At 63.1% G+C, this 26,730-nt stretch carries 30 protein-coding genes and 1 pseudogene; 18 read left to right on the top strand and 13 right to left on the bottom strand.

Features of this window, described 5'->3' with window-relative positions:
• The first annotated feature begins 12 nt into the window (after positions 1-12).
• From AC1ROB_RS15960 to AC1ROB_RS15935, 6 genes and pseudogenes are all read left to right on the top strand, one after another.
• The gene (locus AC1ROB_RS15960; protein ID WP_492970141.1) at positions 13-768 is read left to right on the top strand and encodes a putative metalloprotease CJM1_0395 family protein; all 756 of its coding nucleotides are present in this window, start codon (positions 13-15) and stop codon (positions 766-768) included.
• A 119-nt stretch (positions 769-887) separates the two neighbouring features.
• Positions 888-1,025 carry an aa3-type cytochrome c oxidase subunit IV gene (locus tag AC1ROB_RS15955; protein WP_492970142.1) on the top strand — a complete coding sequence of 46 codons (138 nt, stop codon included), beginning with the start codon at positions 888-890 and terminating at the stop codon, positions 1,023-1,025.
• Positions 1,026-1,085: 60 nt separating this feature from the next.
• Positions 1,086-2,237, top strand: coding sequence for a Re/Si-specific NAD(P)(+) transhydrogenase subunit alpha (locus AC1ROB_RS15950; protein ID WP_492970143.1), 1,152 nt, complete (start codon positions 1,086-1,088; stop codon positions 2,235-2,237).
• A 20-nt stretch (positions 2,238-2,257) separates the two neighbouring features.
• Positions 2,258-2,539 (top strand): annotated as a pseudogene (locus tag AC1ROB_RS15945) (proton-translocating transhydrogenase family protein); the annotation flags it as partial.
• 10 nt (positions 2,540-2,549) lie between these two features.
• Positions 2,550-3,947, top strand: coding sequence for an NAD(P)(+) transhydrogenase (Re/Si-specific) subunit beta (locus AC1ROB_RS15940; RefSeq protein WP_492970144.1), 1,398 nt, complete (start codon positions 2,550-2,552; stop codon positions 3,945-3,947).
• A gap of 242 nt (positions 3,948-4,189) precedes the next feature.
• Positions 4,190-5,308 (top strand): pentapeptide repeat-containing protein, encoded by a 1,119-nt coding sequence (locus tag AC1ROB_RS15935; RefSeq protein ID WP_492970761.1) that lies wholly within the window; start codon positions 4,190-4,192, stop codon positions 5,306-5,308.
• Between the two features lie 6 nt (positions 5,309-5,314).
• Here the strand turns inward: AC1ROB_RS15935 and AC1ROB_RS15930 are convergent, their stop codons facing one another.
• Positions 5,315-6,433 (bottom strand): hypothetical protein, encoded by a 1,119-nt coding sequence (locus AC1ROB_RS15930; RefSeq protein WP_492997206.1) that lies wholly within the window; start codon positions 6,431-6,433, stop codon positions 5,315-5,317.
• A 428-nt stretch (positions 6,434-6,861) separates the two neighbouring features.
• On the opposite strand from AC1ROB_RS15930, the gene AC1ROB_RS15925 reads away from it, so the two are divergent.
• From AC1ROB_RS15925 to AC1ROB_RS15915, 3 genes are all read left to right on the top strand, one after another.
• Entirely contained in the window at positions 6,862-7,071 is a 210-nt protein-coding gene (locus tag AC1ROB_RS15925; RefSeq protein WP_492970146.1) for a cold-shock protein, read from the top strand.
• 98 nt (positions 7,072-7,169) lie between these two features.
• Positions 7,170-7,334, top strand: coding sequence for a hypothetical protein (locus AC1ROB_RS15920; protein ID WP_492970147.1), 165 nt, complete (start codon positions 7,170-7,172; stop codon positions 7,332-7,334).
• A 30-nt stretch (positions 7,335-7,364) separates the two neighbouring features.
• Entirely contained in the window at positions 7,365-7,592 is a 228-nt protein-coding gene (locus AC1ROB_RS15915; RefSeq protein ID WP_492970148.1) for a hypothetical protein, read from the top strand.
• Positions 7,593-7,599: 7 nt separating this feature from the next.
• Here the strand turns inward: AC1ROB_RS15915 and AC1ROB_RS15910 are convergent, their stop codons facing one another.
• Entirely contained in the window at positions 7,600-10,095 is a 2,496-nt protein-coding gene (locus AC1ROB_RS15910) for a hybrid sensor histidine kinase/response regulator (RefSeq protein ID WP_492970149.1), read from the bottom strand.
• Between the two features lie 143 nt (positions 10,096-10,238).
• Entirely contained in the window at positions 10,239-10,709 is a 471-nt protein-coding gene (locus AC1ROB_RS15905) for a YaiI/YqxD family protein (protein ID WP_492970150.1), read from the bottom strand.
• Positions 10,710-10,744: 35 nt separating this feature from the next.
• Here AC1ROB_RS15905 and greB point away from each other — a divergent pair, with 35 nt between their 5' ends.
• Genes greB through AC1ROB_RS15890 form a run of 3 tightly spaced genes read left to right on the top strand, consistent with a single transcriptional unit; the run spans position 10,745 to position 12,770 of the window.
• Complete coding sequence (gene greB / locus AC1ROB_RS15900; protein WP_492970151.1) at positions 10,745-11,308, top strand: transcription elongation factor GreB; 564 nt, start codon at positions 10,745-10,747, stop codon at positions 11,306-11,308.
• A complete protein-coding gene (locus AC1ROB_RS15895; protein ID WP_492970152.1) occupies positions 11,305-11,562 on the top strand; it encodes a ParB N-terminal domain-containing protein in 258 nt (85 codons plus the stop codon). Before greB ends, AC1ROB_RS15895 begins: the two co-directional genes overlap by 4 nt.
• A gap of 5 nt (positions 11,563-11,567) precedes the next feature.
• On the top strand, positions 11,568-12,770 hold the full coding sequence (locus AC1ROB_RS15890; protein ID WP_492970153.1) for a BaiN/RdsA family NAD(P)/FAD-dependent oxidoreductase: 1,203 nt from the start codon (positions 11,568-11,570) through the stop codon (positions 12,768-12,770).
• A gap of 25 nt (positions 12,771-12,795) precedes the next feature.
• On the opposite strand, the gene AC1ROB_RS15885 is transcribed toward AC1ROB_RS15890, so the two are convergent.
• The 4 genes from AC1ROB_RS15885 to AC1ROB_RS15870 form a co-directional block, all read right to left on the bottom strand.
• Positions 12,796-13,104 carry a hypothetical protein gene (locus AC1ROB_RS15885; RefSeq protein ID WP_492970154.1) on the bottom strand — a complete coding sequence of 103 codons (309 nt, stop codon included), beginning with the start codon at positions 13,102-13,104 and terminating at the stop codon, positions 12,796-12,798.
• 222 nt (positions 13,105-13,326) lie between these two features.
• Complete coding sequence (locus AC1ROB_RS15880) at positions 13,327-13,653, bottom strand: YciI family protein (protein WP_492970155.1); 327 nt, start codon at positions 13,651-13,653, stop codon at positions 13,327-13,329.
• 262 nt (positions 13,654-13,915) lie between these two features.
• On the bottom strand, positions 13,916-15,235 hold the full coding sequence (locus AC1ROB_RS15875; RefSeq protein WP_492970157.1) for a reverse transcriptase domain-containing protein: 1,320 nt from the start codon (positions 15,233-15,235) through the stop codon (positions 13,916-13,918).
• A 7-nt stretch (positions 15,236-15,242) separates the two neighbouring features.
• Positions 15,243-15,863: an SLATT domain-containing protein gene (locus tag AC1ROB_RS15870; RefSeq protein WP_492970158.1), complete on the bottom strand. Its 621-nt coding sequence runs from the start codon at positions 15,861-15,863 to the stop codon at positions 15,243-15,245.
• A 241-nt stretch (positions 15,864-16,104) separates the two neighbouring features.
• Here AC1ROB_RS15870 and AC1ROB_RS15865 point away from each other — a divergent pair, with 241 nt between their 5' ends.
• Entirely contained in the window at positions 16,105-17,754 is a 1,650-nt protein-coding gene (locus tag AC1ROB_RS15865) for a GMC family oxidoreductase (protein WP_492970159.1), read from the top strand.
• Here AC1ROB_RS15865 and AC1ROB_RS15860 read toward each other — a convergent pair.
• The gene (locus AC1ROB_RS15860) at positions 17,751-18,257 is read right to left on the bottom strand and encodes a PAS domain-containing protein (protein WP_492970160.1); all 507 of its coding nucleotides are present in this window, start codon (positions 18,255-18,257) and stop codon (positions 17,751-17,753) included. The two genes, AC1ROB_RS15865 and AC1ROB_RS15860, sit on opposite strands and share 4 nt — an antisense overlap.
• Before the next feature lie 114 nt (positions 18,258-18,371).
• Complete coding sequence (ppa, locus tag AC1ROB_RS15855) at positions 18,372-18,905, bottom strand: inorganic diphosphatase (RefSeq protein ID WP_492970161.1); 534 nt, start codon at positions 18,903-18,905, stop codon at positions 18,372-18,374.
• 152 nt (positions 18,906-19,057) lie between these two features.
• Between ppa and pyk the strand changes: the two genes are divergently transcribed.
• Together pyk and AC1ROB_RS15845 are read left to right on the top strand one after the other, a co-directional pair.
• Entirely contained in the window at positions 19,058-20,479 is a 1,422-nt protein-coding gene (pyk, locus tag AC1ROB_RS15850) for a pyruvate kinase (protein WP_492970162.1), read from the top strand.
• Positions 20,479-20,811, top strand: coding sequence for a DMT family protein (locus AC1ROB_RS15845; RefSeq protein ID WP_492970163.1), 333 nt, complete (start codon positions 20,479-20,481; stop codon positions 20,809-20,811). Before pyk ends, AC1ROB_RS15845 begins: the two co-directional genes overlap by 1 nt.
• Before the next feature lie 7 nt (positions 20,812-20,818).
• Here the strand turns inward: AC1ROB_RS15845 and AC1ROB_RS15840 are convergent, their stop codons facing one another.
• Entirely contained in the window at positions 20,819-21,361 is a 543-nt protein-coding gene (locus tag AC1ROB_RS15840; RefSeq protein ID WP_492970164.1) for a tetratricopeptide repeat protein, read from the bottom strand.
• Between the two features lie 153 nt (positions 21,362-21,514).
• On the opposite strand from AC1ROB_RS15840, the gene AC1ROB_RS15835 reads away from it, so the two are divergent.
• The 3 genes from AC1ROB_RS15835 (at position 21,515) to AC1ROB_RS15825 (ending at position 23,292) form a co-directional block, all read left to right on the top strand.
• Entirely contained in the window at positions 21,515-21,904 is a 390-nt protein-coding gene (locus tag AC1ROB_RS15835) for a COG4315 family predicted lipoprotein (protein ID WP_492970165.1), read from the top strand.
• Positions 21,905-21,976: 72 nt separating this feature from the next.
• A complete protein-coding gene (locus AC1ROB_RS15830; protein ID WP_492970166.1) occupies positions 21,977-22,513 on the top strand; it encodes a sigma-70 family RNA polymerase sigma factor in 537 nt (178 codons plus the stop codon).
• Positions 22,510-23,292 carry an anti-sigma factor family protein gene (locus AC1ROB_RS15825; RefSeq protein WP_492970167.1) on the top strand — a complete coding sequence of 261 codons (783 nt, stop codon included), beginning with the start codon at positions 22,510-22,512 and terminating at the stop codon, positions 23,290-23,292. The genes AC1ROB_RS15830 and AC1ROB_RS15825 overlap by 4 nt, the downstream gene beginning before the upstream one ends.
• A gap of 7 nt (positions 23,293-23,299) precedes the next feature.
• On the opposite strand, the gene AC1ROB_RS15820 is transcribed toward AC1ROB_RS15825, so the two are convergent.
• The 3 genes from AC1ROB_RS15820 to glpD are packed head-to-tail and all read right to left on the bottom strand — an operon-like array spanning position 23,300 to position 26,697.
• A complete protein-coding gene (locus AC1ROB_RS15820) occupies positions 23,300-24,187 on the bottom strand; it encodes an alpha/beta hydrolase (protein WP_492970168.1) in 888 nt (295 codons plus the stop codon).
• Positions 24,188-24,194: 7 nt separating this feature from the next.
• A complete protein-coding gene (locus AC1ROB_RS15815; RefSeq protein ID WP_492970169.1) occupies positions 24,195-25,175 on the bottom strand; it encodes a 2-dehydropantoate 2-reductase in 981 nt (326 codons plus the stop codon).
• 1 nt (position 25,176) lies between these two features.
• The gene (gene glpD / locus AC1ROB_RS15810; RefSeq protein WP_492970170.1) at positions 25,177-26,697 is read right to left on the bottom strand and encodes a glycerol-3-phosphate dehydrogenase; all 1,521 of its coding nucleotides are present in this window, start codon (positions 26,695-26,697) and stop codon (positions 25,177-25,179) included.
• Between the last annotated feature and the right edge of the window lie 33 nt (positions 26,698-26,730).

Here is a 26,730-nt window from a genome sequence, read left to right as displayed (position 1 = left end):
GAAAATGGCGGCATGATCGACAGCCTGTCATCTTTTTCGTCGGCCATTGCCGCCAGCCCTGCGAAAGCCGGGAATGCTCCGGCTCTCGATCCGGCGACATTTCCCGGCGCAGCCGTGTTCGGCGGCATCGCCGGGCAGTCGCCGGAGCAGCGCAGGGCGCTGGCGCGCCAGCCGGTGGTCACGGGGGGCGGCCTTTCCAGCGGCGCCACACTGCTCGGCGCCCAGCAGAGCGCCTCCTCCGGGGGCAGCAGCGGCGCCAAGTCGCCGGGCGAGCTGACCGAGGAAGAGCAGAAGGCGGTCGCCGAACTCAAACAGATCGATGCCAAGGTGCGCGCCCATGAGCGCGCCCATGCGGCCGTCGGCGGCGCCCATGCCGGTGCGCCGTCCTACAGCTACACCCGCGGTCCCGATGGCCAGATGTATGCGGTGAGTGGCGAGGTTGCCATCGATATCGGGGCGGAGAATGACCCCGAGGCCACCCTGCAGAAAGCCACCCAGGTGGCGGCCGCAGCTCTGGCGCCGGCCGATCCTTCCGGCGCCGACCGCGCTGTGGCCGCCGCTGCGGCTGCTTTGCGGCTGGAGGCTCTGGCCCAGATTCGTGAGCAGAAGCGCGCCGAACAGGCGGAAAAGGATACCGATAAAGGCAGCGGGGGCACTGCTCCGGCCGGCGAAGCCAGCCGGGCGACGCAGGCCTACCAGGCCGCCATCGGCAACGCCATCAGCCAGTCCAGCCGGGGGCTGGGTCAGCTGGTCGGCCTGAGCGCCTGATTTCGCAGGCCTTTCCGGCCATCCGCCGCTGCGGCAGGGGTTGTGCCGGCTTTGGACGCCAGCGTAATATCCCAGCCCGATTCAACGTTTACGACAATCCCTGAGAGACAGAGGGCGTTATGGCCGAAGAACACAAGATGGGCACCATGGACATCAGCCAGCACAAGGCATCCTGGGATGGCTTCATGAAGATGACCACCTGGGGCTCGATTGCCACGATCGTGCTGCTCATCCTGCTGGCAATTTTCGTGGTTTAAGACGGCCCGGCGGCGCCCTATCGGCGCCGTCTTTGTTTTTAAGCGTTCGGGGGGATCTGCATGAAAATCGGTATTCCGAAGGAACGCCGCACCGGTGAGAAGCGGGTCGCCGCCTCGCCGGAGACGGTGAAGAAATTCGTCGGCCTTGGCTGCACGGTGGTGGTCGAAACCGGCGCCGGTCTCGCCGCCGATATCCCCGATGACCAATACACCGCCATGGGCGCGCAGATTGCGTCCGATGCCAAAGCCGCGATCGGCGACGCCGATATGGTGCTGAAGGTGCAGCGGCCGATGACGGCGGCCGAAGGCAGCGATGAACTGGCGCTGCTGAAGAAGGGCGCCGTGCTGGTTGCCGGCCTGCAGGCCCTGCAGCAGCGTGACCAGGTGAAGGCCTATGCTGCCGCCGGCGTGAATGCCTATGCCATGGAACTGATGCCGCGCATCACGCGCGCGCAGTCGATGGACATTCTCTCCTCGCAGTCAAATCTCGCCGGCTACAAGTCGGTGCTGGACGCGGCGGCCCATTTCGGCCGCGCCTTCCCGATGATGATGACTTCGGCCGGCACGATTGCCCCGGCGCGTGTCTTCATCATGGGCGTTGGCGTGGCAGGACTTCAGGCCATTGCGACGGCAAAACGCCTCGGCGCCGTGGTGTCGGCCACCGATGTGCGCCCGGCCACCAAGGAGCAGGTCGAAAGCCTGGGCGGCAAGTTCGTCTGGGTCGACGACGAGGAAGCTCGCAGCTCGCAGACCGCCGGCGGCTACGCCAAGGAAATGTCGGCCGAGTACAAGGCCAAGCAGGCGGCCCTCGTGGCCGAAACCGTGAAGAAGCAGGACATCATCATCACCACCGCACTGATCCCTGGCCGTCCGGCTCCGGTGCTGGTGACGGAAGAAATGGTGAAGTCGATGCGTCCCGGTTCGGTCATCATCGATCTCGCGGTGGAAGCCGGCGGCAATTGTCCGCTGAGCAAGCCCGACGAGGTCGTGGTGGTCAACGGCGTCAAGATCGTCGGCTATACCAACTATCCCAGCCGCGTCCCGGTCGATGCCTCCAACCTTTATGCCAAGAACCTGTGGAATTTCCTCAGCCCGCATTGGGACAAGGACGCCAAGACCTTCAAGTTCAATCCGGAAGACGAAACCGTCACCGGCACCTGCCTGACCCGCGATGGCCAGGTGGTGCATGCGATGCTGAAAGAGGGGAACTGATCATGGGTGAGATTTATTCCTTCTTCTCGCTGCTGACGGTTTTCGCGCTCGCCTGCTTCGTCGGCTATTACGTGGTCTGGAGCGTGACGCCGGCCCTGCATACGCCGCTGATGAGCGTCACCAATGCGATCTCTTCGGTCATCATTGTTGGTGCGCTGATCGCCGCCGGCGCGTCGGCGGTATTCGACGCCTCCAAGGTCTTCGGCCTGCTTGCCATCGCCCTGGCTGCCGTGAACATCTTCGGCGGCTTCCTGGTCACGCAGCGCATGCTGGCCATGTACAAGAAAAAAGAAAAGAAGTGAGGGCCGCGCCATGCCGATCCAACTGACCGCGCTGCTCTACCTCGTCAGCTCCATCCTGTTCATCCTGGCGCTCCGCGGCCTGTCGTCGCCGGAGACCAGCCGCAAGGGCAATACCTACGGCATGGTCGGCATGGGCATTGCCGTGCTGACCACCATCGCCAATCTGGGCGCGCTCAGCGACACCATCGTCTGGGTGCTGGTGGCGCTGGTGATCGGCGGTGCCGTCGGCACCGTGCTGGCCCGCCGTATCCAGATGACGGCGATGCCGCAGCTGGTTGCCGCCATGCACAGCCTCGTCGGCCTCGCTGCCGTGTTGGTGGCCGCGGCTGCCTTCTACAATCCGGCGCCCTACGGCATCGTCAATGCTGCCGGCGTGATCACGGTGGCGGCGCGCATCGAGATGTCGCTCGGCGTGGTGATCGGCATCATCACCTTCTCCGGTTCGCTGGTGGCGTTTGCCAAGTTGCAGGGCCTGGTCTCCGGCAGCCCGGTGATCTTCAAGGGGCAGCATTTCCTGAATGCCCTGATCGGCCTGATCATTGTCGGGCTGGTCGTGGCCTTCTGCATGAACCCGAGCCGCGAACTGTTCTGGGCGGTGACGGTGCTGGCGCTGATCGTCGGCTTCACCATCATCATCCCGATTGGCGGTGCCGACATGCCGGTCGTCGTCTCGATGCTGAACAGCTATTCGGGCTGGGCCGCGGCCGGCATCGGCTTCACCCTGCAGAACCCGGCGCTGATCGTCACCGGCGCGCTGGTCGGCTCCTCGGGTGCGATTCTGTCCTACATCATGTGCAAGGGCATGAACCGCTCGCTGTTCAACGTCATCCTTGGCGGCTTCGGCGGCGATACCGCCGCGGCGGCCGGCGGCCAGAAGGTCGACCGTCCCTACAAGAAGGGTTCGGCTGACGACGCCGCCTTCATCATGAAGAATGCCGGCAAGGTCATCATCGTGCCGGGCTACGGCATGGCGGTCAGCCAGGCCCAGCATGCGCTGCGCGAGATGGGCGACAAGCTGAAGGAAGAGGGCGTGGAAGTGAAATACGCCATCCATCCGGTGGCGGGTCGCATGCCCGGCCATATGAACGTGCTGCTGGCCGAGGCCAATGTCTCCTATGACGAGGTGTTCGAGCTGGAGGAGATCAACTCCGAATTCCAGACCGCCGATGTCGCCTTTGTGATCGGCGCCAATGACGTGACCAACCCGGCTGCCCGCGACGATCCGAAGAGCCCGATCTTCGGCATGCCGATCCTGGATGTGGACAAGGCCAAGACCGTGCTGTTCGTGAAGCGCTCGATGGCCTCGGGCTACGCCGGTATTGATAACGAATTGTTCTATAAGGACAATACGATGATGCTACTGGCCGATGCCAAGAAGATGGTGGAAGACATCGTCAAGGGGCTCTGAAGCTTCCGCCTGGGGCAAACCCACCCGTTCAGACGGCCCGGATCGCGAGTCCGGGCCGTTTTTTGTTTGGAATTTCTATAAATCATAATTTTTCCATTGCACTTTTGACGCGAGCGGAATGTGCTAAACACGGGCGCGAAAAAAGGCCCAGACACAAAACACGTTCCACGATCATGTCCTCTCTGTCCGATCAAGATCTGATAGCGTACGATCCTGCCTTGCTGCGGGAGGGCGCAGACGTGATGCAGGTCCTCGATTTCACCCATCGAAACCTTGAGAACGCCAACTTTGAGGGCCGCACCTTGCAGCGGGCCAAACTGGCGGGCAGCAACCTGCGTTCGGCCCGTATGTCGCGTGCCGACCTGCTGGAAGCCGACCTGTTCGGGGCCGATCTGGCTCGCGCCGACCTGCAGGGCGCCAACCTGACCAAAGCGATCCTGCGCGGCGTGAATCTCAAAGGCGCCAACCTGAACAACGCCGTCCTGATCGACGCCGATTTCCGCGGCGGCGTGATGATGCGGCCCGGCGGGCAGACCCGCGTGGGCAGCGAAATCCCCGATCTGACCGACTGCCTGCTGGAATATGCCACGGCCGCGCGTGCGCAGTTCTCGGGCGTCGACCTGAGTGGCGCTTCGCTGGTGGGCGCTGATCTGTCGGGTGCGAATTTCTTCGGCAGCAACCTGCGCAACGCCGATCTGTCCTATGCCAATCTCAAGGGGGCGAATTTAAGCGACTCCAAGCTGATCGGCACGCGGCTTGTGGGCGCCAATCTCAGCAACGCGCAGATCGTCAATGCCACGGTAGACGGTGTGGTGGCGGTGGGCGCGAATTTTGCCGATGCGGTGATCCGCGGCGTCGGGATGGATGGTTTCGACACCGAGAACCAGAAGCTGGTGGAAGAGTATGATTTCGCCGCTGACCTGGCCGATGCAGTGGACCAGCATCGCACCTGGATGGTGTCGGGCGGCAAGAATGGGCGCCAGCTCAATCTTTCGGGGCGTATGGTCGCCTACCACGATTTCTCGGGCATGAATTTTGATGGCGCCGATTTTACCGACAGCGACTTGCGTGGCTGCAGTTTCGACCGGTGCAGCCTGCTGATGGCGAATTTCGTGCGCGCCAACCTGGCAGGCGCCAGCTTCGCGCAGGCCAGGATTTCCGGCGCGCGCTTCGTGGAGGCCAACCTGCGCTGGGGCAACCTGTCAGATGCGGCCTCGGGCAGCCTGCCGATCTACCTAGGCGATGGACGCTTTACCGGCCGCCATGCCACCACCGATTTCAGCCGGGCCAACATGGCCAATGCGAAGCTGGATGGCCTCGACCTGACCTCCTGTCTGCGCGACAGCGGCACTGCCGACTGACCGCTTTCAGTCTTCCGGCGTTGCCGCCGTGGTGCTGCGTATCAGATCGGCATGCTGCAGGCCGCAGTAATACGGCTCGCCCTGATCGGGGAAGGCATTGAGCTTGGCGTTGTAGCAGCGATGCTTGAAACCATGCTTGTCGGTGATGGTGATCAGCGTCGGCCGGTGCCGGCCATCCTCCAGCGGGCCGGTCAGGTAGAAGGCAATGCGGTCGATCCGATAGCCCAGGATGCGCAGCTCGCCCAGATTGGACAGCCGCTCGCTGGTTGCGATCAGGAATGTTTCGGTGTCGCAATGCTTCTGCCCCAGGCCCAGCGGGCGCTCGAAGTCGCCGATCAGCAACTGGTCGGACAGGGCGGTACTGATCAGGCGGGCCACCTGGATGGTGACATCGCCGACGATGAAGGAGCCGCCGTCGCTGCCGTCCTTGCGCGGCTGGTGATACAGGAAATGGCTGCCGATGCTCAGGCATAGACGCAGCACCGGCACCGTCGAGGCCGTTGTCACCGTACGCTTCAGGGCCGAGAACAGGATCTGGAAGATGGCAACGGCGCAGAAGAAATCGATATCAGCGCGTAGGCCCTGGCGCTCGTTCCAGACATAGAAGCCGTCGCCTGTTGTGGTGCGGCCGAAACTCACGGCCAGGCCCTGTACCCGCGCCATCTCCTCGGCCAGGTTGAGCGAGAATTCCAGGGTGGTGAGCTGGGCGGCCTGCAGCTCCGGGCTGGCCTTGGAAAACTCGACGATGTCGATCAGCAGTACCGCACGATGTTGCGTGCGGGTTACGGTGAACAGGCTGAAGACCTGTTCGACCAGGGCCGGCGGTGTTTCGCCGGGGCCATAGCCCACCGGCATCTCCAGGCGCAACTCGACCGGCTGCACGTCCAGCAGGCGGGCGGCATCGTCCAGCTCCGCGCCATTCATCAGGTTGCCCTCGCCGAACACCGACAGATGCCGGGCATGGTCGCTGAACAGGCGGACCTTGGGCACGGTAATGATTTCGATGCCGCGCCGGCTGGGCCGCCAGCCCACCAGGGCGTTGCTGCCGAACCGCCACAGATCGAAAAAGATGCCATGCAGCTGCTGCTGCACCGCATTTTCACGGAATGCCCCGTATGCCGTCATTTTTTAAGGGACCCACCCCTTGGAGTTTGCGGTTGAATAGCCGCACCCGGGGCGGCGAATCAACGGCAATCTCTGCCGCCCCCATGCTGCCCCGAACCGGGCGGTCTGCATACCCTTCTGTGCCGGACGGCGCGCCGGCCGGGCCGATTGGGGCCGGAAGCGGTCTTTTTCAGCCCCGGGCAGGGAACCGACCCCCCGGTTTTACGTTTGAAGCTATGGACTTGTGCCAGGCAGGCGGCACTTTGGGTGCCGTCAGCCTTGCAGGAATGGCAAAACCGCCTATGTTAGGTTCGTCATTCTACTTGGACTGCCGGCCTGCTACCCCCCTCGATCATTTCGGATGGGTCCAGACCTCTGCCATCCTGGACATAGTCTGATGCGACGTACATGAGTGCGCCGCTGTTACCATCTGAACGAGGAATAAGCACATGGCCGTCGGCACTGTGAAATGGTTTAACGGCACTAAGGGTTACGGTTTCATTCAGCCGGAGAACGGCGGCGCGGACGTGTTCGTCCACATCTCCGCCGTCGAACGCGCTGGCATGTCCGGCCTGAACGAAGGCCAGAAGGTTTCCTTCGAGGAGCAGCGCGATCCGAAGCGCGGCAAGACCTCGGCGGTGAATCTGAAGGCCGTCTGATCCATCATCGGATTTAGGCGAAGGGGCGTCCGGCGACGGGCGCCCCTTTTTCTATCCCCATACCTCATTGCAGGTATGCCTTATTGCAGGAGAGCGTCATGGCTTTCAAACCGAACTACAATCAGCAGCGCGCCGAACGCGATCGCGCCAAGGAACAGAAGAAGCAGGAAAAGCTGCAGAAGCGCCAGGAAGAGTCGGAACGGCGTAAAAGCGGTCAGACCGATGATGCCCCGGATGGCGGCGTGACGTCCGATCCGGCCTGAGGCCGCCTAGAGTTTTTGTGGAGTAGCCCCATGGCCAAGAAGAAAATCAATCCGAACGCCGCCTTCATCCTGTTTCACGTCATCTATCAGGATGGCGCGCAGACCTCGAACCGCCGCGTGCCGTCGGAACTGATCGGCGGTCTGGATGGCGAAGCCCCCATCAAGGCCTTCCTCGAGGGGCAGGATCGCGAGATCGCCGAAAAATCCGGCCGTCCGCGCGGCCCGATCAAGACTATCACCCGGGTTCCGGGCCAGTAACGCGGCCTCAGCGCTGCCGCAGCTTGCCCAGCAGGCTGCTCAGCGCGGCGCCCTGGCGGGCGTTCAGTTGTATTGCCGGCGCTGACGTCGGCGCCATCACGGCATCGTCCTGGGGATTGGCAATCCGTCGCAGCGCCCGCACCAGATCGAATTGGTCGATCGGCTTGGGCACGAAATCATCGGCGCCGGCGGCCAGATAGCGTTCGCGGTCGCCCTTCATCGCATTGGCAGTCAGCATCACCACCGGGATTTTGGCCACTGCGCCGTCCAGGGCGCGGATGGCGCGGGTGGCGCTCATGCCGTCCATCTCCGGCATCTGGCCGTCCATCAGCACCACGTCATAGGGGCCGCGCTGGGTCACGGCCGTCACCGCCTCGCGGCCGTTCTCCACGATATCGGCGCGGCAATCCATCAACGCCAGCAGATTGCGCACCAGCATCTGGTTGCCGGGATGGTCCTCGGCGACCAGCACGCGCAGGCCGAGGCGGGGCAGGGTCGGCTGGCCTTCGCCATCCAGGGCGGCGTCGGGCATGCCCAGTGCGCGGTCGCAGAGGATGGTGAAGCGGAAGGTGGTCCCGTTGCCGTAGCGGCTTTCCACGTGGATGTCGCCGCCCATGGCCTGGATCAGCTGGCGCGAGATCGCCAGGCCGAGTCCGGTGCCGGCATGGCGGCGGGTCATCGACAGGTCGACCTGGCTGAAGCGCTTGAACAGCTTCTGCAGGTCTTCTTCGGTCATGCCGATGCCGGTATCGCGCACGGCGCAGCTCAGCTCGAAGCGGCCGTTGTCGATCGGTCGGCAGGCCACTTGCACATCCACCCGGCCACGGTCGGTGAACTTGATGGCATTGCCGATCAGGTTCAGCGTCACCTGGCGCAGGCGGCGTGCATCGGCACGCAGGGCTGCCGGCAGCGAGCCGGTGATGGTGAGTTGTACCGGCAGGTCCTTTTCGGCGGCGCGCTGCTGCACCAGTTCGATGGCGCCGCGGAACAGCGGCTCCGGCGCGAAATCCTCGGGCATCAGCTCGATCTCGCCCGACTCCAGCCGCGAGAGATCGAGGATGTCGTTGATCAGCGCCAGTAGGTGGCGGCCGGATTCCTGCGCCACCTGGGCATATTGCCGGGCATCGTCGTCCAGCGGCCGGTAGAGCATCAGGGTGATCATGCCGAGCAGCGCGTTCAGCGGCGTGCGCAGCTCATGGCTCATATTGGCAAGGAAATCCGACTTGGCCTTGGTCGCGCTCTGCGCCAGTTCCATCGCGCGCTGCAGCTCGGTGGTGCGGGCGGCGACCTGTTCGGCCAGCACCCGGTTGTCGGCGCGGATATGGCGCTCGGCCTCGATCAGGGCGGCGGCCATGGTGCGGATCGCCGCATGCAGGTCGGTCAGTTCGCGCGGCGCCACGGCCGGCAGCGGCGGGAAGGCGATGTCGCGGGCGCCGCCGGCAATCGCCGTTGCGGTGTCGCTGACGCCGGTGAAGACCCGGGCGAGATAGCCGGCCAGGCTCCAGCCGGCCACGGCAAAGACGGCAGCCAGCCCCAGGCCGAGCAGCCAGAGATTGCGTTCGAAGCGATGCAGCGTGGCGAGCGCACTGGCTTCGGGCCGGCGCAGCACCACATGCCAGCCCAGGCCGGGGAAACTGTCATACCCGGGCGAGCGCACCGCCACGGTCAGAAAGCGGCCATCAGGCCAGTCGGCCATGGCGCCGGCATCCCTGGCGGCGACCAGATCGCGCAGCAGCGGCTTGGCCGTCGTGCTTTCATTGATGAAAGAGCCGGGCAACGGCACGCCATCCTTGTCGACCAGCGCCACCTGGATATCGGTGCGGTCCAGCCCCAGGCTCTGCAGCACGTCATGGCGCAGGCGGTCCGCCCAGCGCCAGTCCATATGGGCGGCGAGCACGCCGATGGTTTTGCCGCCCTTGTCGGTCAGCGGCAGCGCGATATCGACAAAGCGCAGCGGCTCGCGGCCGCCGGGATTGAGGATCTTGTCGAGCATGACGGCTTCATGCACGTCGCCGAACCACAGCCCCTTGATGCCCTGCTGGAACACCGGGCGCGACGAGCCGTCGGCGCCTTCCATCAGGCCATCATTGGCGGCGATGACAATACCCTTGTCATTGGTGACGCCGAGATAGGCATAGCGCTTGCCGCCGCGCGGCCCGGCATTCAGCCGCTCGATCTCGGCGCGCATGGCGTCGGGCTGCCAGTTCGGATTGCGCATGACATCCAGCCGGCTGAGCAGGACCAGCTCCTGGGCGCGGTGATGCATGCCGGTGTCGAGACGGTTGGCCAGCTGGATGCCGGCCATGCGCAGCTGTTCGGCGGCGCGACGCGCGATCAGCTCGGCGCCGTAGATCTGCAGAATGCCGGCGGCGATCAGGATGGTCAGCGCCGGAATCGCTGCCAGCAGCAGCGCCAGCCCGGCGCGCAGCGGAATATGGCGCCGCCCGGCATGGGCGGCAGCCTTGAGTTCACCCCCGATTGAGGTTCTGCCGAGCTGTTCCATTGGATGTCCGATTGATCCGTGGCGGGCAATCTAGACCGTGGGTCGGGCCCGTCCTATCGCCGTTTTCCCGTCCAACCGGAATACGGGGTTATTTTCCGGTAACCTCCGGCCACGACTCGGGATTCGCCATGCCGTGGCCGGGGCTAGACGGCGCGTTTCAGCGTCACGATGGCCTCGTGCAGCGCCTGCAGGAAGGCCGAGCGGTCCTTCTGCGAAAACGGCCGCGGCCCGCCGCCCACGCGCTCGGTCGGGCTGGCGTCGCGCAGACTGGTCATCAGGTTGCGGGTGGCGAGGTCCATGCCGATCGAGGCCTCGGTGAAGGTGCGCCCCGTCGGGCTCAGGACCGTGGCGCCGGTCTTCACGCAGCGGGCGGCCAGCGGGATATCGGCGGTGATCACGATGCTGCCGGGGCCGGCCTGTTCGGCGATCCAGTCATCGGCCTTGTCCAGCCCGGCTTCCACCACCACCAGCCGCAGCCAGGGCTCGCGCGGCACGTTGAGCCAGGCATTGGCCACCACCACCACGGCGGCGCCATGGCGTTCGGCCACCTTGTAAATCTCGGCCTTGACCGGACAGGCATCGGCATCGACATAGATGGTCGGCGGCTGGGACATGGCTGCTTTATGCCATGCCATGATAGGATCGCGCCATGAGCAAGGCCTTCACCAAAGAGTCGGACAACGACCCCGACGACGACCTGGAAGACGCCGCGCCGCCGATCCCGGCTGGCGCCAAGAATTACATCACCCCTGCCGGCCTGAAGCGCCTGCAGGGCGAACTGCGCCAGCTCAAATCCGTCGAGCGGCCCAAGGTGGTGGAGATCGTCTCCTGGGCCGCTGGCAACGGCGACCGCTCGGAGAATGGCGACTATCTCTACGGCAAGAAACGCCTGCGCGAGATCGACCGCCGCATCCGCTTCCTGCTCAAACGCCTGGAAATCGCAGAGCCGGTCGATCCGAAGCTGCAGAAGAACCGCGACCAGGTCTTCTTCGGCGCCACGGTCACCTATGTCGATCCCCATGGCGAAAACAAGACCGTGCGCATCGTCGGTATCGACGAGGCGCGGCTGGAACAGGGCGAGGTGAGCTGGATTTCGCCGGTCGCTCGCGCCCTGATGAAGGCGCGCGCCGGCGATATCGTCGACCTGCGCACGCCGCACGGGCCGGAACAGATCGAAGTGCTGAAGATCGCATACGAGGACCAGGCCGCATGATGAAAGCCATTCCGGTGAAGCTCGCCGAGATTTACGTGCCGGCGAAATTCAAAAGCACCCTGGATGCGGCCAAGGTCTCGACGCTGGCCGACCAGATTCTGGTCGATGGCGGCATGACCACGCCGATACAGGTGCGCCGCGACGAGAAGGAAAAACGCTATGTGCTGATTGCCGGCTTGCACCGGCTGGAAGCCATGCGCTCGCTCGGCGAGGCGACGATTGCCTGCTACATCGTGGCGGCGCGCAAGTTCTGATCCCCATGCAGCCGTTTGACGCCATCATCATCGGCGCCGGTGGCGCCGGGCTGTTCTGCGCCGGTGTGGCCGCGCAGCGCGGCCGGCGCATCCTGCTGCTCGATCATGCCGACCAGCCGGGCGAGAAGATCCGTATTTCCGGCGGCGGCCGCTGCAACTTCACCAATCTGCATGCCGGCCCGAACGATTTCCTGTCGCAGAACCCGCATTTCGCCAAATCGGCGCTCAGGCGCTACACCTGCCAGGACTTCATCGCCCTGGTGGATCGTCACGGCATTCCCTGGCACGAGAAAACCCTGGGTCAGCTGTTCTGCGACGGCAGCTCCAAGCAGATCATCCAGATGCTGCTGGACGAATGCAGACACGGGCCCGGCCAGGTCGATATCCGGCTCGCCACCTCCATTGCCACAGTCGCGAAAACCGACAGCGGCTTCCGCGTCGGGACGGCGAATGCCGAGTCCTTTGAGGCCACGCAGCTGGTGATCGCCACCGGTGGACCCAGCATCCCGAAAATGGGCGCCACCGGCTGGGGCTACGATCTGGCCCGGCAGTTCGGCCTCGCTGTGATCGCGCCGAAGCCGGCGCTGGTGCCGCTCACCTTCGATCCGCGCGAGGCCGGCCGCTGGACCGACATGGCCGGCGTGGCGGTGGAAGACTCGGAAGCCGCCTGCGGGAAAAAGTCCTTCCGCGAGGCGTTGTTGTTCACGCATAAGGGCCTCAGCGGGCCGGCGATCCTGCAGATTTCCTCCTACTGGGAGCAGCGCGGACGGACGGAGCCGGTGCGGCTCAACCTGCTGCCCGGCCGGGATGGTTTTGCGCTTTTGAAAGCGGCGCGCGCCGAGCGCCCGAAAGCCGACCTCGCCACCGTGCTTGCCACCCTGCTGCCCCGGCGGCTGGCGCAGCGGCTGGCCGAGATTGCGGTCTCAGACGGCGCGCGCATGGCGGACCTGTCGGATGCGCGCCTGCGCGGCGTGGCGGCGGTGATGCAGGACTGGCAGCTGCAGCCCGGCGGCACCGAAGGCCACGCCAAGGCGGAAGTGACGCTCGGCGGCGTGGATACGGATGCGCTGTCGTCGCAGACCATGGCGGCGAAAGCCGTGCCCGGCCTCTATTTCATCGGCGAGGTGGTGGACGTGACCGGCCATCTCGGCGGCTTCAATTTCCAGTGGGCGTGGAGTTCCGGCCACGCGGCGGGGCAGGCGCTGTAGCGCCAGCCAGCAGCGTAAGGATGGGTCAGCGCGGCGGCCCGCCCCTGACGTCCCAGCGCCCGACTTCCCAGCGCCCGACTTCCCAGCGGACACCATTCAGCATCACCATGGTGGGCGGAGACAGCAGGACCGGCGTGGCGGGGCGGCTGCGAATCTGCAGGATCATCGCCGCGGCCAGCAGCACGGCGGCCAGCGCTGCGACACCAGCCGGATTGCCGGCGCCGGGCAGCAGCGCCAGCAGCAACAGGCCCAGCAGCGCGGCACGGTGATGTGGCGGGCTGACGGGCCGCGGCAGGCGGCAATTGGCGGGATGGGAACGAGGATAGCGGCGCATGGCCATAGTCTGGCCGGGCCGTGGCCGTGGCGGCAGGCAGACAAACAGTAACGCCGCCGCAGGTATCCGGAAATTTAGCAGGCCGGCCGGTGTTTTTGGGGGGCAACGCCAAATCCCCCCACCGTCATGCCACGGCAAGGCCGTGGCATCCACGTCTTGGGTTTCGGCAAAGAGTCGTGAATGCCACGCAGGCGTGGCATGACGAGAGTGTAGCCTGGCGCCTCAGGCCGTGGCGCGCTGCTTCGCCAGTTCGGCATTCAGGCTGCCCGGCTGCAGTTCCGGTACGATCTGCCGGGTCTGCACGATCTCGACGGTTTCGAACACCGGCTCGCGGAAATAGGGATCGCGGGCCAGATGGGCATCCAGCGCCGCGCGGTCGGGCATCTCCAGCACCATCAGGCTGCCGATCACCGCGCCGCTGTCATCGATCATCGGTCCGCCATAGCGAAACACCTCGCGGCAGCCGGCGACGAATTCCAGATGGGCGGCGCGCCATTTCTGGCGCATGCCGGTGCCGGGACGGTCCTTGGCGGTGACGATGAAGAGCATGATGGGGCCTCCGAAATGCGGGATGGCTGTGAATAGCACGATGAGGCTATGCGGTCAGCTTGCTGACGCGGATGTGAATGACGTCCAACCTGTGCCGAGACTCTATTCCATCGGCGAAGTGGTGGGCGTTATCGGCTATCTCAGCGGCTTCAATTTTCAGTGGGCTTTGGAGCGGGTAACCCTGTAGGGGCATCGCGGTATCGTTAGCTAATATAGGATCGTCGCTGCGCAGTTTCCATCATGCTAACCGAATCGTTAAATACTATGAGGAGGGATCCATTAAATCTCGCTCAAGTTCCGTAACCTCTCTTCGGAGGATGCGGAAGAATTGCTTCCTGTTCTCATCTTCAGGTCGTTTCATCAAATCTTCAACTGAAGTGCCAGTCATTTGGCTTAATGCTTCTACGATCTGTCTTGGAGAATATGCATCGAAGTTTGGGATGTACGACGTGTTCTCGCTGCTATAGCGAATTTCGTGATAAGCGCGCACGAATTTCTTTAATCTTGGAATGAGATGGCTCAAGCCCCGAATTTTAAATTGTTTGATAATAAAATGATCAAGACTTTCAAATTGTTTTAAGTTCTCCGATAGCGAAAAGAAAAAAACCCACCCGTATCTTTGTTCGTTAAACACGCAGCCAGTGATCTTGATATTAAGGCGCCATATAAGCTTTGATTCATTAGGCTTGTGCTTGTGTGCCGTTAGAACCGAAAGGATTGTTGAGTACATCTTCTTGTAAGAAGTCTCTCTGATAGAGATTAAGCTTCGCGTTATATGGAATCCTAAATAGGAAACGCCTTCATCAACTGATGCGGTTGTTGTTTTTGTTCCTTCTTCTTCCAAAGGATGAAATTCCAGTCCTAATGGTTTGGTGAGGTGCTTTACGGCGCTGTACGCCGTAAGAACTTCCCCCTCTGGGCAAATGATAAGGATATCATCCACGTATCGAAGGTATTTCCATTTTTCAGAAAGCACTTTATCGACTTCTGCCAAATAAACAGAAGACAGCATATTTGATATACTCAGTCCCTGCGGGACGCCCTTCTCATTTTTTCTCTTACCCGTGAATGTCTTTAAGGCTTTCCGAATTAGCTCTATCGCCTCTTTTTTCTGAGTGTGCTTTCGAATTTTCCGAATTAGTACGTCGTGTAAAATTGATGGAAAATATTCTTTTACGTCTAAGCGGAGAAAATGAAGAGGCTCTTTAGAAGTTCGAATGTAGTCTCGTATTTCTTTTATATAGACGTGTGGTTTTTTTGTTCTCAGGTATGGGAATAGTTCTATTAAGAAATTGCACAATGCCCGTAATGTTAGGCGGTCTCGGAATGTTGGAATGGAGATAATGCGGGGGGGTCTTCCGGCGCCTTTTGAGATCAGTTTCTCTCTATAAGGCGTATATTGGTATCTATTTTGAGATACCTTCTCAGAGATGATCGATATCTCTTGATTTAAGCGCTCTGAGAAATTCCGATGAGATACCCCATCCAATCCAATTGCGCCGGATTTATCTAGATGCTCTTTAAATATCTCAAGTAACGACTCTTCTTTAAATATTGCATTAAATATCAAATAAGGGCGCATCGCAGTATCAAAGCAATGCGACGAATGGAATTAAAGGCAATATCACGCTGGCAATAACAAAAAAGTAGAAAACTATTTTTCTTATATAGAATCCCAGAATTTTCTTCCATGTTGGCTTTATATCGAGTCCGTCGTGGTTTGATTTTATTGGCCTGTTTCTGAGGTGAGAGTTTACGACGATCAGGTCATCATAGTCCTGCTCGGAATGATTCGGATATTGCGAGAGTATATCATGATACCGAGTGGTTAATTCAGCATAGGAAAAGGTGCCGTCTAAAAGGCCCTGGAGTTTTAGGTAGCATTCGCGAAATTGAATTGCTTTCTCAAAAAAGCGGAATCCGTATATGGCGATAGAAAATGCAAATACCGCGATGCTTAAGCAAATCATGATTTTTTCGAAGTAAGCGATAATATGGGTGAATTTCTCCGCCCATATCGAATAAACAATCAGATGAAGAGAAAGGTATAAGTTTAGTGCGTGGGATGTTGTGCCGTAAACTCGATAACGTGCTTCGGAAATGATCCGCGTTTTATAGGTTATCCATATTTTATCTTTGTATTTCTGGGCAATGTCTTCCAATGTTTTCAACCTCGGTGAAGGGGTGCGGGTGTAAAGACTGATAAGCAACTATCTCCCACTTTGTGGGATAGCAATGGAAGCTAGGGGTTGCCCCCTGCTGTCTAAGAGGAGCCCCTCTATTAGGGGAGCTAGTCACAGGGTTCCTGCAACTCCACCCGCACCGGAAAACCTTACATTTTTCACATTATTTATGGCAAGGACGCATCCGCTGGGCGTGCTTAAGGCACTATTCTTTACGTTTAAGCATGCGTAGTGTTCCGCCTACTGATCGAGTGAAAAGGGAAACGCCATGGCCGCTGAGGCCCAAGAAATCGTTGAAGGCACCACCTTCGATTACATCATTGTCGGCGGCGGTACCGCCGGCCTGCTGCTCGCCAACCGGCTGTCGAAAGACCCCAGGAACAAGGTGCTGGTGGTCGAGGCCGGCGGCCGCGACAACTGGGTCTGGTTCCACATCCCCATCGGCTACCTGTTCGCCATCGGCAATCCGCGCGCCGACTGGTGCTACCAGACCGAACCGGTGCCGGGCCTGAACAACCGCGCCATCGGCTATGCGCGTGGCAAGGTGATCGGCGGCTGCACCGCCATCAACGCCATGGTCTACATGCGCGGCCAGGTGCAGGATTACGACACCTGGGCGCAGATGGGCCTCTCCGGCTGGGGCTGGGACGATGTGCTGCCCTATTTCAAGAAACACGAAGACTTCCATGGCGGCGCATCGGCGCTGCATGGCGCCGGTGGCGAATGGCGCGTGGAAAAAGCCCGCGTGCGCTGGGATCTGCTCGACAGCGTCCAGCAGGCCGGCGAGCAGATCGGCATTCCAAAGACGGAAGATTTCAACCTCGGCACCAACGAGGGCTCGGGCTATTTCCAGGTCAACCAGAAGAAGGGCTTCCGCTGGTCCACGGCTTCCGCCTTCCTGCGACCGGTGATCGACCAGCGACCCAATCTCGGCATCGTCTCCAATGCCCATGTCGAAAAGATCGAATTCGATACCGCCACCGACAGCGGCCGGCCGCGCGCCAGATCCGTGATCGTGTCGGACGATTTCGAGCGCCGCCGCGTCAAGGCGCGCAAGGAGATCATCCTCTCGGCCGGCGCCATCAACTCGCCGCAACTGCTGCAGTTGAGCGGCATCGGTCCCGCGGCGCTGCTGAAAGAGCACGGTATCGATGTGCTGGTGGATGCGCCCGGCGTCGGCGCGAACCTGCAGGACCATCTGCAGTTGCGGCTGATCTACAAGGTGAAGGGCGCGCGCACCATCAACGATGCCGGCCTGTTCGGCCGCGCACTGATGGGGCTGGACTATGCGGTGCGTCGGCGTGGAGCGCTCACTATGGCGCCCAGCACCTTCGGGATGTTCACGCGCTCGTCGCCTGAGCATGAGACGCCGAATGTGGAATTTCATATCCAGCCGCTGTCGCTGGACAAGTTCGGCTCGCCGCTGCATGCCTTTCCGGCGTTCACCGCCAGCATCTGCAACCTGCGGCCGACGTCGCGCGGCCATGTGAGGATCAAATCCAGTGATCCGAAGCAGGCGCCGGCGATCCAGCCTAATTACCTGGATACCGAAGCCGATATCCAGGTGGCGGTCGACAGCCTGAAGCTGACGCGCAAACTGGCCGCCGCGCCGGCTCTGGCGAAATACCGGCCGGAGGAATACCTGCCCGGCCCGCAGGTCCAGACCGAAGCCGACATGCGCGTCGCCGCCGGCCAGATCGGTGCGACGATCTTCCATCCGGTGGCCACGGCGAAGATGGGCGTCGACGGCGATCCGATGGCGGTGCTGGACGGGCGCCTGCGTGTAAGAGGGGTGGATGGCCTCAGGGTGATCGATGCCTCGGCCATGCCGCTGATCCCCTCGGGCAATACGGCGTCGCCGACGCTGATGATCGCCGAGAAGGGCGCTGAGATGGTGCTCGAAGATAATCGCGGCTAGGCGAGGTCGCGGCCGAGGAAGTTGGAGATATTCAGGATCAGCGCCGCGTCATCATGGCCGGTTGCGGCCCGATGGGCGAAGGGTAGGAGCATGCGCCTGTAGCGCTGATAGTCGCGGTTCATCCAGAACAGGCTGCGCTCCACATAGTGCGGCTGGCCGCTGCGGCAGACGAAATCATATTCGGGCTGGATCTTGGCATTTTCGGCCCCGTGAAACTGCGCCATGGTCAGGCCGGTAAATTCATAGCCGTGCACCTCCACCATGGCGGTGCCAGCCAGCCGCACGCGATAGTCGAAGCCGTTTGCCCCTCGCGTGACGTCCCATAGCACGATATGGGGCAGCAGATCCGGGATGCTGAGCGGGTCGAGATCCTTGCGGTCGGGCAGGGGGCCGCCGTCATTGCGGGGCAGGCTCCGCCACCAGTCGAGGGCGCGACGCAGGCGCGCATCGGTGATGCGGTCAAGATCGGCGCCGGCGGCAATAGGCGGATCAGGGGAGAGCATGGTCCGACTCTGCGCGACCGGCCGTTCCGATACCAGCAGATTCTCCAAAGATCCGATGCCGGGAACGAAAACGGCGGCCTGTGGCCGCCGTCTCTGCACTGTATGTGGGGCGCCTTACTTGATGCCGGCGGCGCGCACGATGCCTTCGGTGATCATCTTGGCGGCCTCGTCGGGGCCGACCCAGCCGGCGCTCTTCACGAACTTGCCCTTTTCCAGGTCCTTGTAGTGGACGAAGAAATGCTCGATCTGCTCGATCAGGCTGGCCGGCAGGTCCTGGTAGGTCGCGACATTGGTGTAGAAGGGATGCAGCTTGTCGACCGGCACGGCGATGATCTTCTCGTCGCCGCCGGCCTCGTCTTCCATCTTCAGCGCGCCGATCGGGCGCGAGCGGATCACGGCGCCGGCCACCACCGGCACATGGCTCACCACCAGAATGTCGCAAGGGTCGCCGTCGCCGCCCAGGGTATGCGGGATGAAGCCGTAATTGGCCGGATAGAACATGGCGGTGTGCAGGAAGCGGTCGACGAACAGCGCACCCGAATCCTTGTCCAGTTCGTATTTCACCGGCACGCCGCCGGCCGGAATCTCGATCACGGCGTTGATGTCGTAGGGCGGGCTCTTGCCGACGCTGATGCGGGCGATATCCATGGTCGTGGTCCTTTGGTCCTTGGGGACTCTGGCGGGGAAGCGGCGTCTTTTTCGCAAATGCAGCAGAAAACGCAACCGCTTGATCCTTAATATTTTCGTCGCAGATGGTGCCTCCCGGTGACTAAGATGGGGCCTCTGGAGCTGGGGGGAGTATGCATCGGGAACGCAACGTCAAGATTGTCGCCACCTTAGGCCCCAGTTCCAGCAGTCCCGACCGTATCCGGGCCCTGTTCGAGGCCGGCGCCGATGTCTTCCGCCTCAATTTCAGCCATGGCAGCCATGCCGATCATCTGGAGCGTATCCGGACGGTCCGCGCCCTGGAGATCACCAGCGGCCGGCCGATCGGGCTTTTGGCGGATTTGCAGGGGCCCAAGCTGCGAATCGGCGCCTTCCGGGATGGTGCGGTGGAGCTGCTGCAGGGCCAGAGCTTCCGTCTCGACCTGCAGGCCGGCGCCGGCGACATCACGGGGGTGCAACTGCCGCATCCCGAAGTGCTGGGCAGCCTGAAGCCCGGCGCCGAGCTGCTGCTCGATGACGGCAAGCTGCGCCTGCGGGTGAAGGCCATCGGCGTCGGCTGGGCCGAGACCGAGGTGCTGGTCGGCGGCCGTTTGTCCGACCGCAAGGGTGTCAACCTGCCCAATGTGGTGGTGCCGCTCTCGGCGCTGACGCCCAAGGATCGCGCCGACCTGGCCTTTGCGCTGGAGCACGGCGTCGACTGGGTGGGCCTGAGCTTCGTGCAGCGGCCCGATGATCTGCGCGAGGCGCGCGCCCTCATTCAGGGCCGCGCGGCGCTGCTGGCCAAGATCGAGAAGCCCTCGGCCGTGGAGACGCTGGACGAGATCGTCACGCTCTGTGACGCGCTGATGGTGGCGCGCGGCGATCTCGGCGTCGAGATGCCGCTGCAGGCGGTGCCGGGCCTGCAGAAACGCATCGTGCGCACGGCGCGCCGTGCCGGCAAGCCGGTGGTTGTCGCGACGCAGATGCTGGAAAGCATGATCAAGGCGCCGGTACCGACGCGCGCCGAGGTCTCCGATGTGGCGACGGCGGTCTATGACGGCGCCGATGCGGTGATGCTGTCGGCCGAAACGGCGTCCGGCGATTATCCCATCGAGGCCGTGCGCACCATGAACAGCATCGCCGAGCAGGTGGAGCGCGATCCGCTCTATCGCGGCATCATGGATGCCGAACACAATAACCCGGAGAATACTGCGTCCGATGCGATCACCGCGGCCGCCCGCCAGGTGGCCGAAACCATCAACGCCGCCGCCATCGTCACCTATACGATGTCGGGCTCGACGGCGCTGCGCGCCGCGCGCGAACGGCCGCGGTCGCCGATCCTCTGCCTGACGCCGCTGACCGAGACGGCGCGGCGGCTCAGCATCGCCTGGGGCGTCAATGCGGTGGTATCGGCGGATGCGATCAACTTTTCCGACATGGTGTCGAAGGCGGTGGCATTTGCACGCACCAGCGAAATGGCAAAGCCCGGCGATAATCTGGTCGTGACTGCCGGCGTGCCCTTCGGGACGCCGGGCAATACCAATGTGTTGCGGATTGCGCGGGTGGAGGCCGGCTGATGCCGACGATTGCGTTACTGATCGGTTCGAATGTGCTGATGACCTTTGCCTGGTACTGGCACCTGAAATACCAGGAGCAGGCGCTGTGGAAGGTGATCCTGATCTCCTGGGGCATCGCCTTTTTCGAATACTGCCTGGCGGTGCCAGCCAATCGTATCGGCTACACCACCGGCGGCTTCACGGCGGCACAGCTGAAAGTCATGCAGGAGGTGATCACGCTGGCGGTGTTCGCCGGTTTTGCCGTGTTCTATCTGGGCGAGGGGCTGCGCTGGAATTACCTGGCCGCCTTCTTGTGCCTGATCGGCGCGGTCTTCTTCATCTTCCAGAAATGAAGGCGGCCTAAAGCTCTTTGGCGTCGATCTTCCGGCGCAGCTCTTTCAGCTTGTCGGCGCCGTCGGTCAGATGCGGGTTGGCGGCCATGGCGCGGCGATAGGCGCGCAGCGCTTCTTCCAGGTTGTCCAGCCGCTCCATAATCAGGGCCAGACCGGTCAGCGCGCCGAAATGCCGTGGCTCAAGTTTCAGCGTGCGCTCGATATCGGCCACCGAGCCGGCATAGTCGCCGGCCAGGAAGCGCACGGTGGCGCGTTTGTTGTAGGCCTCGGGGAAATCGGGCTTCAGTTCGATGATGGCGGTGAAGATATCGGCGGCGCGCTTGTGGTCGCCCTTTTCCATCACCGTCATGCCGCCCTGCATCAGGGCATCCAGCGTGTCGGACTCGCTCTTGCCCCAGGCTTCCCAGATCTTGCGCTCAAGCTGGCGCGCCTCGATGGGATTCTGGGTGTCCTGCAGTTTCTCGAACAGGCTGTCGACCACGCTCTGCCCGGCCGCCGGAAGCGCCAGGAACAGCAGCGAAAGCAGCGTGGGGATCGCCAGTAACCGCATGAGTCGAATGGTAGGTCCGCAGCCAGCCCCCGGCAAGGGCCGTTTTGCCGGCGCATTTATTTGTGATCGCCGGGAATAAACCGGCCTGCCGGCGGTCTAACCCTCCAGCGGCTGCCGCGAGGGCGGCCGGCCAACCAAAAAGGGGATTTCCCGATGATGATGCGCAACCTGATGCTGAGCGGCCTGCTGGTTCTCGGCCTTGCCGCCTGCGCCACCCAGACCACCGCGCCGGCCGTGCCCGGCGATACCGCCCTGGGATCGGTTCTGGTCGATGCCAAGCGCATGACGCTCTACACCTTCGACCGTGACACCGCGCCGGGCAAGTCGGCCTGCAACGGCCCCTGCGCCGTCAACTGGCCGCCGCTGGTGGCAACCGCTGGCGACATGACCAAGGGCGACTGGAGCGTGATCACCCGCGACGACGGCAGCAAGCAGTGGGCCTACAAGGGCAAGCCGCTTTATGGCTGGGTGCGCGACACCAAGCCGGGCGACACCACCGGCGACGGCTTCCTGAACGGCGCCTGGCACGTCGCCAAGCCCTGATCCGGAGGGTATGGTCGGGCGGCGACCCAGGGACGTTACCCCGCTGTCGCCGCTCACCGCCTGGACATCTGCATGCTGTTCCGCCGCGCCCCGCATCCGATTGAAGCCGAGCTGCCGCGCCTGCGTCGCTTCGCGCTGGCGCTGACGCGCAGCCGCGATGGTGCCGACGACCTGGTGCAGGACTGTATCGAGCGGGCGCTTGGCGCCTGGGGCACGCGGCGGGGCGATGCCGGCAGCCTGCGGCCCTGGCTGTTCGCCATCCTGCATAACCGCTGGCGCAGCCGGTCGCTGCGCGAAGGCAGCCGGCCCGACGGGAATGCGCTGGAGGATGCAGCCGAACCGCAGGCCAGCGGCGGACAATGGGAGCGCCTGGAATTGCGCGACATGGATGCTGCATTGGCCCTGCTGCCCGAGGACTGGCGCGCCCTGCTGCTGTTGGTCGTGGTGGAAGGTTTGAGTTATGAGGATGCGGCCAAGGTGCAGGATATTCCGGTTGGCACCGTGATGTCGCGGCTGGCGCGGGCGCGTGATCGTCTGCGTCGTCTGATGGATGGCGAACCACCGGAAGGCAGGGATGGCCAGGCGGTTCATCTGAGGAGAGTGAAATGACCGGCGATGCTGCAAGGACCGTGACCGAAGCGGATCTGCAGGCCTATGTCGATGACCGTCTGCCGGCCCATCGCCGCGCCGATGTGGAGGCGTATCTGGCCCTGCATGCCGAGGATGCGGCGAAGGTTGCCGCCTGGCAGCAGCAGACCGAAGATCTGCGCGCGCATTTTGCCCCGGCACTGGATGAGCCGGTGCCGGCCGAACTGGCGGCGTTGTTTGCCATCCAGCGTCAGCGCAGTGCAGCGACGGCCCGGATGCTGCGCATCGCCGCGCTGCTGCTGGTTGCCGTGCTGAGCGCCGGCGCCGGCTGGTTCGGTCGCGGCTATATGTCGCCCGCCGTCACGGTGGCGGGCCTGCCGCAGGAAGCGACGCGGGCGCATCTGATATACAGCCGCGAAGTGCTGCATCCGGTGGAAGTCACCGCCAAGGAAGAGCAGCATCTGGTCGCCTGGCTGTCCAAGCGTGTCGGCACGGCGCTGAAGGTGCCCAGCCTGATCGCCCAGGGCTACGGCCTGGTGGGGGGCCGCCTGCTGCCGGCCTCCAGCGGCAATCATGCCGCCGCGCAATTCATGTACGAAAATCGCCAGGGTCAGCGTCTGACACTCTATGTGCGCTCGGGCGAGGGCAGCACGGATACATCTTTCCGCTTCGCCGGCGAGGGTAGTGCGGCAGCTTTCTACTGGGTCGATGGTGGTTTCGGTTATGCCCTGACCGGCGAGAGCGGCCGCGAAGCCCTGCTGCCGGTGGCGCGCGTGGTCTACGAACAGCTCAGCCGCTGACCGGTTTTTACAGGCGGCCGAGGCCGGCCTGGCGCAGCAGCGCCGCACCCAGCGGATGCGAGGGGTTGGCGCCATCGAACTTGATGGTGAAGTGATCGGCACCCTTGATGCGCAGCAGGCTGGCATTGGTGCCGGCATCGCGCAGCGCCTGATGGAAATCCACACTCTGGGCGATCCAGCCCTCCGGCTCGGCATCGCCGCAGGCGACCAGCACCGGCCCGGTGACGCGTCCAGCCAGCTTCAGCGACTGGCGCGCCAGGCTGTTGCGCACGGCCATAGCGCCATCCAGCCGGATATCGGCGTTGACGCTGACATGCAGCACCGGTTCCAGCTCATAGACGCCGCTGACCAGGCCTAGTGATGCAATGGGTGGCTGAGGAGGAAGATCGCCAGGCCAGGGTGCGGCGGCCATCATGGCGGCCAGATGCGCACCGGCCGAATGGCCGATGACATGGATTTTCGTCGGATCGGCGCCCCAGTCCGCGGCGCGGCTGGCGATATGCACCAGCGCATCCTGCATCTGGCGCACGATGGCATCGATGGTGATGGCAGGGCAGAGATCGTAGTTCAGGTTCACCACGACGGCGCCGGCCTTCACGAAGGGCACGATGGCGAAGGTGGTGGTGTTCTTGTCTAGCCCGCGCCAATAGCCGCCATGGATGAAGACCACCAGCGGCGCATTGGGCTTCACGACGGCAGGTTTGTGCAGATCGTAGGTCTGCAGCGGGCCCGGTCCGTAGCGCAGATCGTAGTCGCCGCCGATCTCGGCCTTGGCCAGGGCCGAGCGTTCGACATAGGCGTTGAAATGCTGCTCGAAAGCCGGCACGGCCTTGCGCGGATTGAACTGCGCCTCGATCTGTTCGGAGGACAGGCCGCGCCAGTCGAAGCTGCTCATATCCGGGTCAATCCTTGTAGGTGCCGGCCACGCGGGCGCGGGTTTTCAGCAGGGCCAGTACGGTATCGATGGTCGGCGTGGCGATGTTCAGCTTGCCGGCCAGCTCGGCGATGACACCGATCAGGGCGCCGATTTCCATCGGCCGTTCGGCTTCCAGGTCCTGCAGCATCGAAGTCTTGTGCGGACCGACCTTCTGCGCCGCATCCATGCGCTGGGCGATGGTCATCGGGAACTGGATGCCGAGCGCTTCGCCGATCTTCTGCGCTTCGGTCATCATGCCGCCGAGCACCGCTCTCGCATCCGGATCGGCCGCCAGGCCGCCGAGCGTGCCATGGGTGAGCACGCTGACCGGGTTGAAGGACAGGTTACCCCACAGCTTGGTCCAGATCTCCTGGCGAATGTTGTCCACGACGGGGGCGTCTATACCCGCTTCCGTCAGGATTTTGCTCAACTGCTGCACGCGCGCGGATTTGCTGCCGTCCGGTTCGCCGATCGGCAGGCGGCTGCCGCCGCTATGGCTGATCACGCCGGGTGCGGAAATGGCGCCGGCAACCCAGACCACGCTGCCGATGGCGCGCTCCGGTCCGATCAACGACCATTGCCGGTCACCGGGATCGACGGAGGCCAGCCGCGTGCCATCCAGCGGACCGCCGTGACGATAGAAATACCAGTAGGGCATGCCGTTCATCGCCGTAATCATGGCGGTATCGGGTCCGAACAGCGGCAGCATCTTCTGCGCCATGTCGGGCACCGCCGGCGCCTTCAGGCTGAGGATCACCACATCCTGCGCACCGGCTTCGGCCGGATCGTCGGTGCAGGCCGGATGGGTGGTGAACCGTCCACCTGCGGTCTCCACCGTCAGGCCATGGGCGCGGATGGCGTCGCGATGGGCGCCACGGGCGATCAGGGTCACCTCATGGCCGGCACGTGCCAGCAGGCCGCCAAAATAGCCGCCGATGGCGCCCGCACCCACGATAGCGATCTTCATCTCAGGCTGCCTCGATATTGGGACGATGCTGGGCCATCCAGTTGGTCAGGCGTTCGCGTTCCAGTGCGGTGGCCCAAAGGCCGCATTTGGTGCGACGCCACAGCACATCGTCGGCCTCGCGCGCCCATTCATGGCGCATCAGGTAATCCACCTCGCGGGCATAGAGCCCGCCGCCGAAATGTTCGCCCAGATCGACGGCCCATTGCGCATCGCCCAGAATGGCATTGACCGCGGCGCCATGCCGGCGCGCCAGGCGGGTCAGCCAGGCCGGGTCGAGGCCGGGATAACGATGCTTCAGATCGGCGACAAAGGCTTCGAAGGTGAGGGCGCCGAGATCGCCGCCCGGCAACGGCTGGGTGCCCGACCAGCTTTTGCCCATCTTGGGGTAGAAGGGCAGAAGCTTGTCCATCACCTGCTCCGACAGGCGGCGCGCCGTCGTCAGCTTGCCGCCATAGACCGACAACAGCGGCGGCTCACCGGTTTTGGCGTCGAGGTCCAGCACATAGTCACGCGTAATGGCGGAGGGGTCGCTGTCGCCATCGTCATACAGCGGGCGTACGCCGGAATAGGACCAGACGATCATGTCGCGGGTCACGTCCTGCCTGAAATACTCGCTGGCGGCTTCAAGAAGGTAGGTGGTCTCTTCCTCGCTGATGCGCGGCGGGCCGTTCAGTTTCTCGAGCTGCACGTCGGTAGTGCCGACCAGGGTGAAGTCGCGCTCGTAGGGAATGGCGAAGATGATGCGGTTGTCGGCATTCTGGAAAATGTAGCAGTGGTCGCCATCGAACAGCTTTTTCGTCACGATATGGCTGCCCTTGATCAGCCGGACACTGTTCTTCGGCGTCTGGCGGAAGGCGCCTGTCAGTGTCTCGCGCACCCAGGGACCGCCGGCATTGACGATGCCGCGCGCCGTCACCTGCCGCGTGCTGCCATCGATCTGGTCGGTCAGCGTCGCATGCCACAGGCCGCCTTCGCGTTTTGCGGCTGTAACCGCGGTGCGGGTGTGGATCTGCGCGCCCTTCTGCCGGGCGCTCATGGCGTTCAGCACAACGAGACGCGCATCGTCGACCCAGCAGTCGGAATATTCGAAGCCGCGCTTGAATTTCGATTTCAGCGGTTTGCCACGCAGGTCGCCGCTCTCGAAGTCGACGCCGATGGAGCCGGGCAGGGTCTGGCGGCCAGCCAGGTGATCGTACAGGAACAGGCCGATACGGATCATCCAGGCCGGACGCAGGCCCGGATGATGCGGCAGCACGAAACGCAGCGGCCAGATGATATGCGGCGCCATCTTCATCAGCACTTCGCGCTCGCCGAGCGCTTCGCGCACCAGACGGAATTCGTAATGCTCCAGATAGCGCAGGCCGCCATGGATCAGCTTGGTGGCGGCGGAAGACGTGGCACCGGCCAGGTCGCCGCGTTCAGCGAGGACGACGCTGAGGCCGCGGCCGGAGGCGTCGCGGGCAATACCGGTCCCGTTGACGCCGCCGCCGATAATCAACAGATCGGCAGGTTCAGAAGACATTGAAAACAACCGCTGGAAGGCTGGAAAGCGGCC

The sequence above is a fragment of the Ferrovibrio sp. GW821-FHT12F09 genome, assembly GCF_058806775.1.
This window is presented reverse-complemented; position numbering and strand designations above follow the sequence as displayed.

Bases quoted from the DNA above. Each gene is read 5' to 3' on its own strand.
- AC1ROB_RS15920 (WP_492970147.1), top strand. From the start codon at position 7,170: ATGGCTTTCAAACCGAACTACAATCAGCAGCGCGCCGAACGCGATCGC.
- AC1ROB_RS15960 (WP_492970141.1), top strand. From the start codon at position 13: ATGATCGACAGCCTGTCATCTTTTTCGTCGGCCATTGCCGCCAGCCCT.
- AC1ROB_RS15905 (WP_492970150.1), bottom strand. From the start codon at position 10,709: ATGTCCCAGCCGCCGACCATCTATGTCGATGCCGATGCCTGTCCGGTC.
- pyk (WP_492970162.1), top strand. From the start codon at position 19,058: ATGCATCGGGAACGCAACGTCAAGATTGTCGCCACCTTAGGCCCCAGT.
- greB (WP_492970151.1), top strand. From the start codon at position 10,745: ATGAGCAAGGCCTTCACCAAAGAGTCGGACAACGACCCCGACGACGAC.
- AC1ROB_RS15825 (WP_492970167.1), top strand. From the start codon at position 22,510: ATGACCGGCGATGCTGCAAGGACCGTGACCGAAGCGGATCTGCAGGCC.
- AC1ROB_RS15885 (WP_492970154.1), bottom strand. From the start codon at position 13,104: ATGCGCCGCTATCCTCGTTCCCATCCCGCCAATTGCCGCCTGCCGCGG.
- AC1ROB_RS15915 (WP_492970148.1), top strand. From the start codon at position 7,365: ATGGCCAAGAAGAAAATCAATCCGAACGCCGCCTTCATCCTGTTTCAC.
- AC1ROB_RS15895 (WP_492970152.1), top strand. From the start codon at position 11,305: ATGATGAAAGCCATTCCGGTGAAGCTCGCCGAGATTTACGTGCCGGCG.
- ppa (WP_492970161.1), bottom strand. From the start codon at position 18,905: ATGGATATCGCCCGCATCAGCGTCGGCAAGAGCCCGCCCTACGACATC.
- AC1ROB_RS15845 (WP_492970163.1), top strand. From the start codon at position 20,479: ATGCCGACGATTGCGTTACTGATCGGTTCGAATGTGCTGATGACCTTT.
- AC1ROB_RS15875 (WP_492970157.1), bottom strand. From the start codon at position 15,235: ATGCGCCCTTATTTGATATTTAATGCAATATTTAAAGAAGAGTCGTTA.
- AC1ROB_RS15880 (WP_492970155.1), bottom strand. From the start codon at position 13,653: ATGCTCTTCATCGTCACCGCCAAGGACCGTCCCGGCACCGGCATGCGC.
- AC1ROB_RS15955 (WP_492970142.1), top strand. From the start codon at position 888: ATGGCCGAAGAACACAAGATGGGCACCATGGACATCAGCCAGCACAAG.
- AC1ROB_RS15865 (WP_492970159.1), top strand. From the start codon at position 16,105: ATGGCCGCTGAGGCCCAAGAAATCGTTGAAGGCACCACCTTCGATTAC.
- AC1ROB_RS15815 (WP_492970169.1), bottom strand. From the start codon at position 25,175: ATGAAGATCGCTATCGTGGGTGCGGGCGCCATCGGCGGCTATTTTGGC.
- AC1ROB_RS15950 (WP_492970143.1), top strand. From the start codon at position 1,086: ATGAAAATCGGTATTCCGAAGGAACGCCGCACCGGTGAGAAGCGGGTC.
- AC1ROB_RS15940 (WP_492970144.1), top strand. From the start codon at position 2,550: ATGCCGATCCAACTGACCGCGCTGCTCTACCTCGTCAGCTCCATCCTG.
- AC1ROB_RS15925 (WP_492970146.1), top strand. From the start codon at position 6,862: ATGGCCGTCGGCACTGTGAAATGGTTTAACGGCACTAAGGGTTACGGT.
- AC1ROB_RS15830 (WP_492970166.1), top strand. From the start codon at position 21,977: ATGCTGTTCCGCCGCGCCCCGCATCCGATTGAAGCCGAGCTGCCGCGC.
- AC1ROB_RS15820 (WP_492970168.1), bottom strand. From the start codon at position 24,187: ATGAGCAGCTTCGACTGGCGCGGCCTGTCCTCCGAACAGATCGAGGCG.
- AC1ROB_RS15930 (WP_492997206.1), bottom strand. From the start codon at position 6,433: ATGACGGCATACGGGGCATTCCGTGAAAATGCGGTGCAGCAGCAGCTG.
- AC1ROB_RS15935 (WP_492970761.1), top strand. From the start codon at position 4,190: ATGCAGGTCCTCGATTTCACCCATCGAAACCTTGAGAACGCCAACTTT.
- AC1ROB_RS15890 (WP_492970153.1), top strand. From the start codon at position 11,568: ATGCAGCCGTTTGACGCCATCATCATCGGCGCCGGTGGCGCCGGGCTG.
- AC1ROB_RS15840 (WP_492970164.1), bottom strand. From the start codon at position 21,361: ATGCGGTTACTGGCGATCCCCACGCTGCTTTCGCTGCTGTTCCTGGCG.
- AC1ROB_RS15860 (WP_492970160.1), bottom strand. From the start codon at position 18,257: ATGCTCTCCCCTGATCCGCCTATTGCCGCCGGCGCCGATCTTGACCGC.
- AC1ROB_RS15835 (WP_492970165.1), top strand. From the start codon at position 21,515: ATGATGATGCGCAACCTGATGCTGAGCGGCCTGCTGGTTCTCGGCCTT.
- glpD (WP_492970170.1), bottom strand. From the start codon at position 26,697: ATGTCTTCTGAACCTGCCGATCTGTTGATTATCGGCGGCGGCGTCAAC.
- AC1ROB_RS15910 (WP_492970149.1), bottom strand. From the start codon at position 10,095: ATGGAACAGCTCGGCAGAACCTCAATCGGGGGTGAACTCAAGGCTGCC.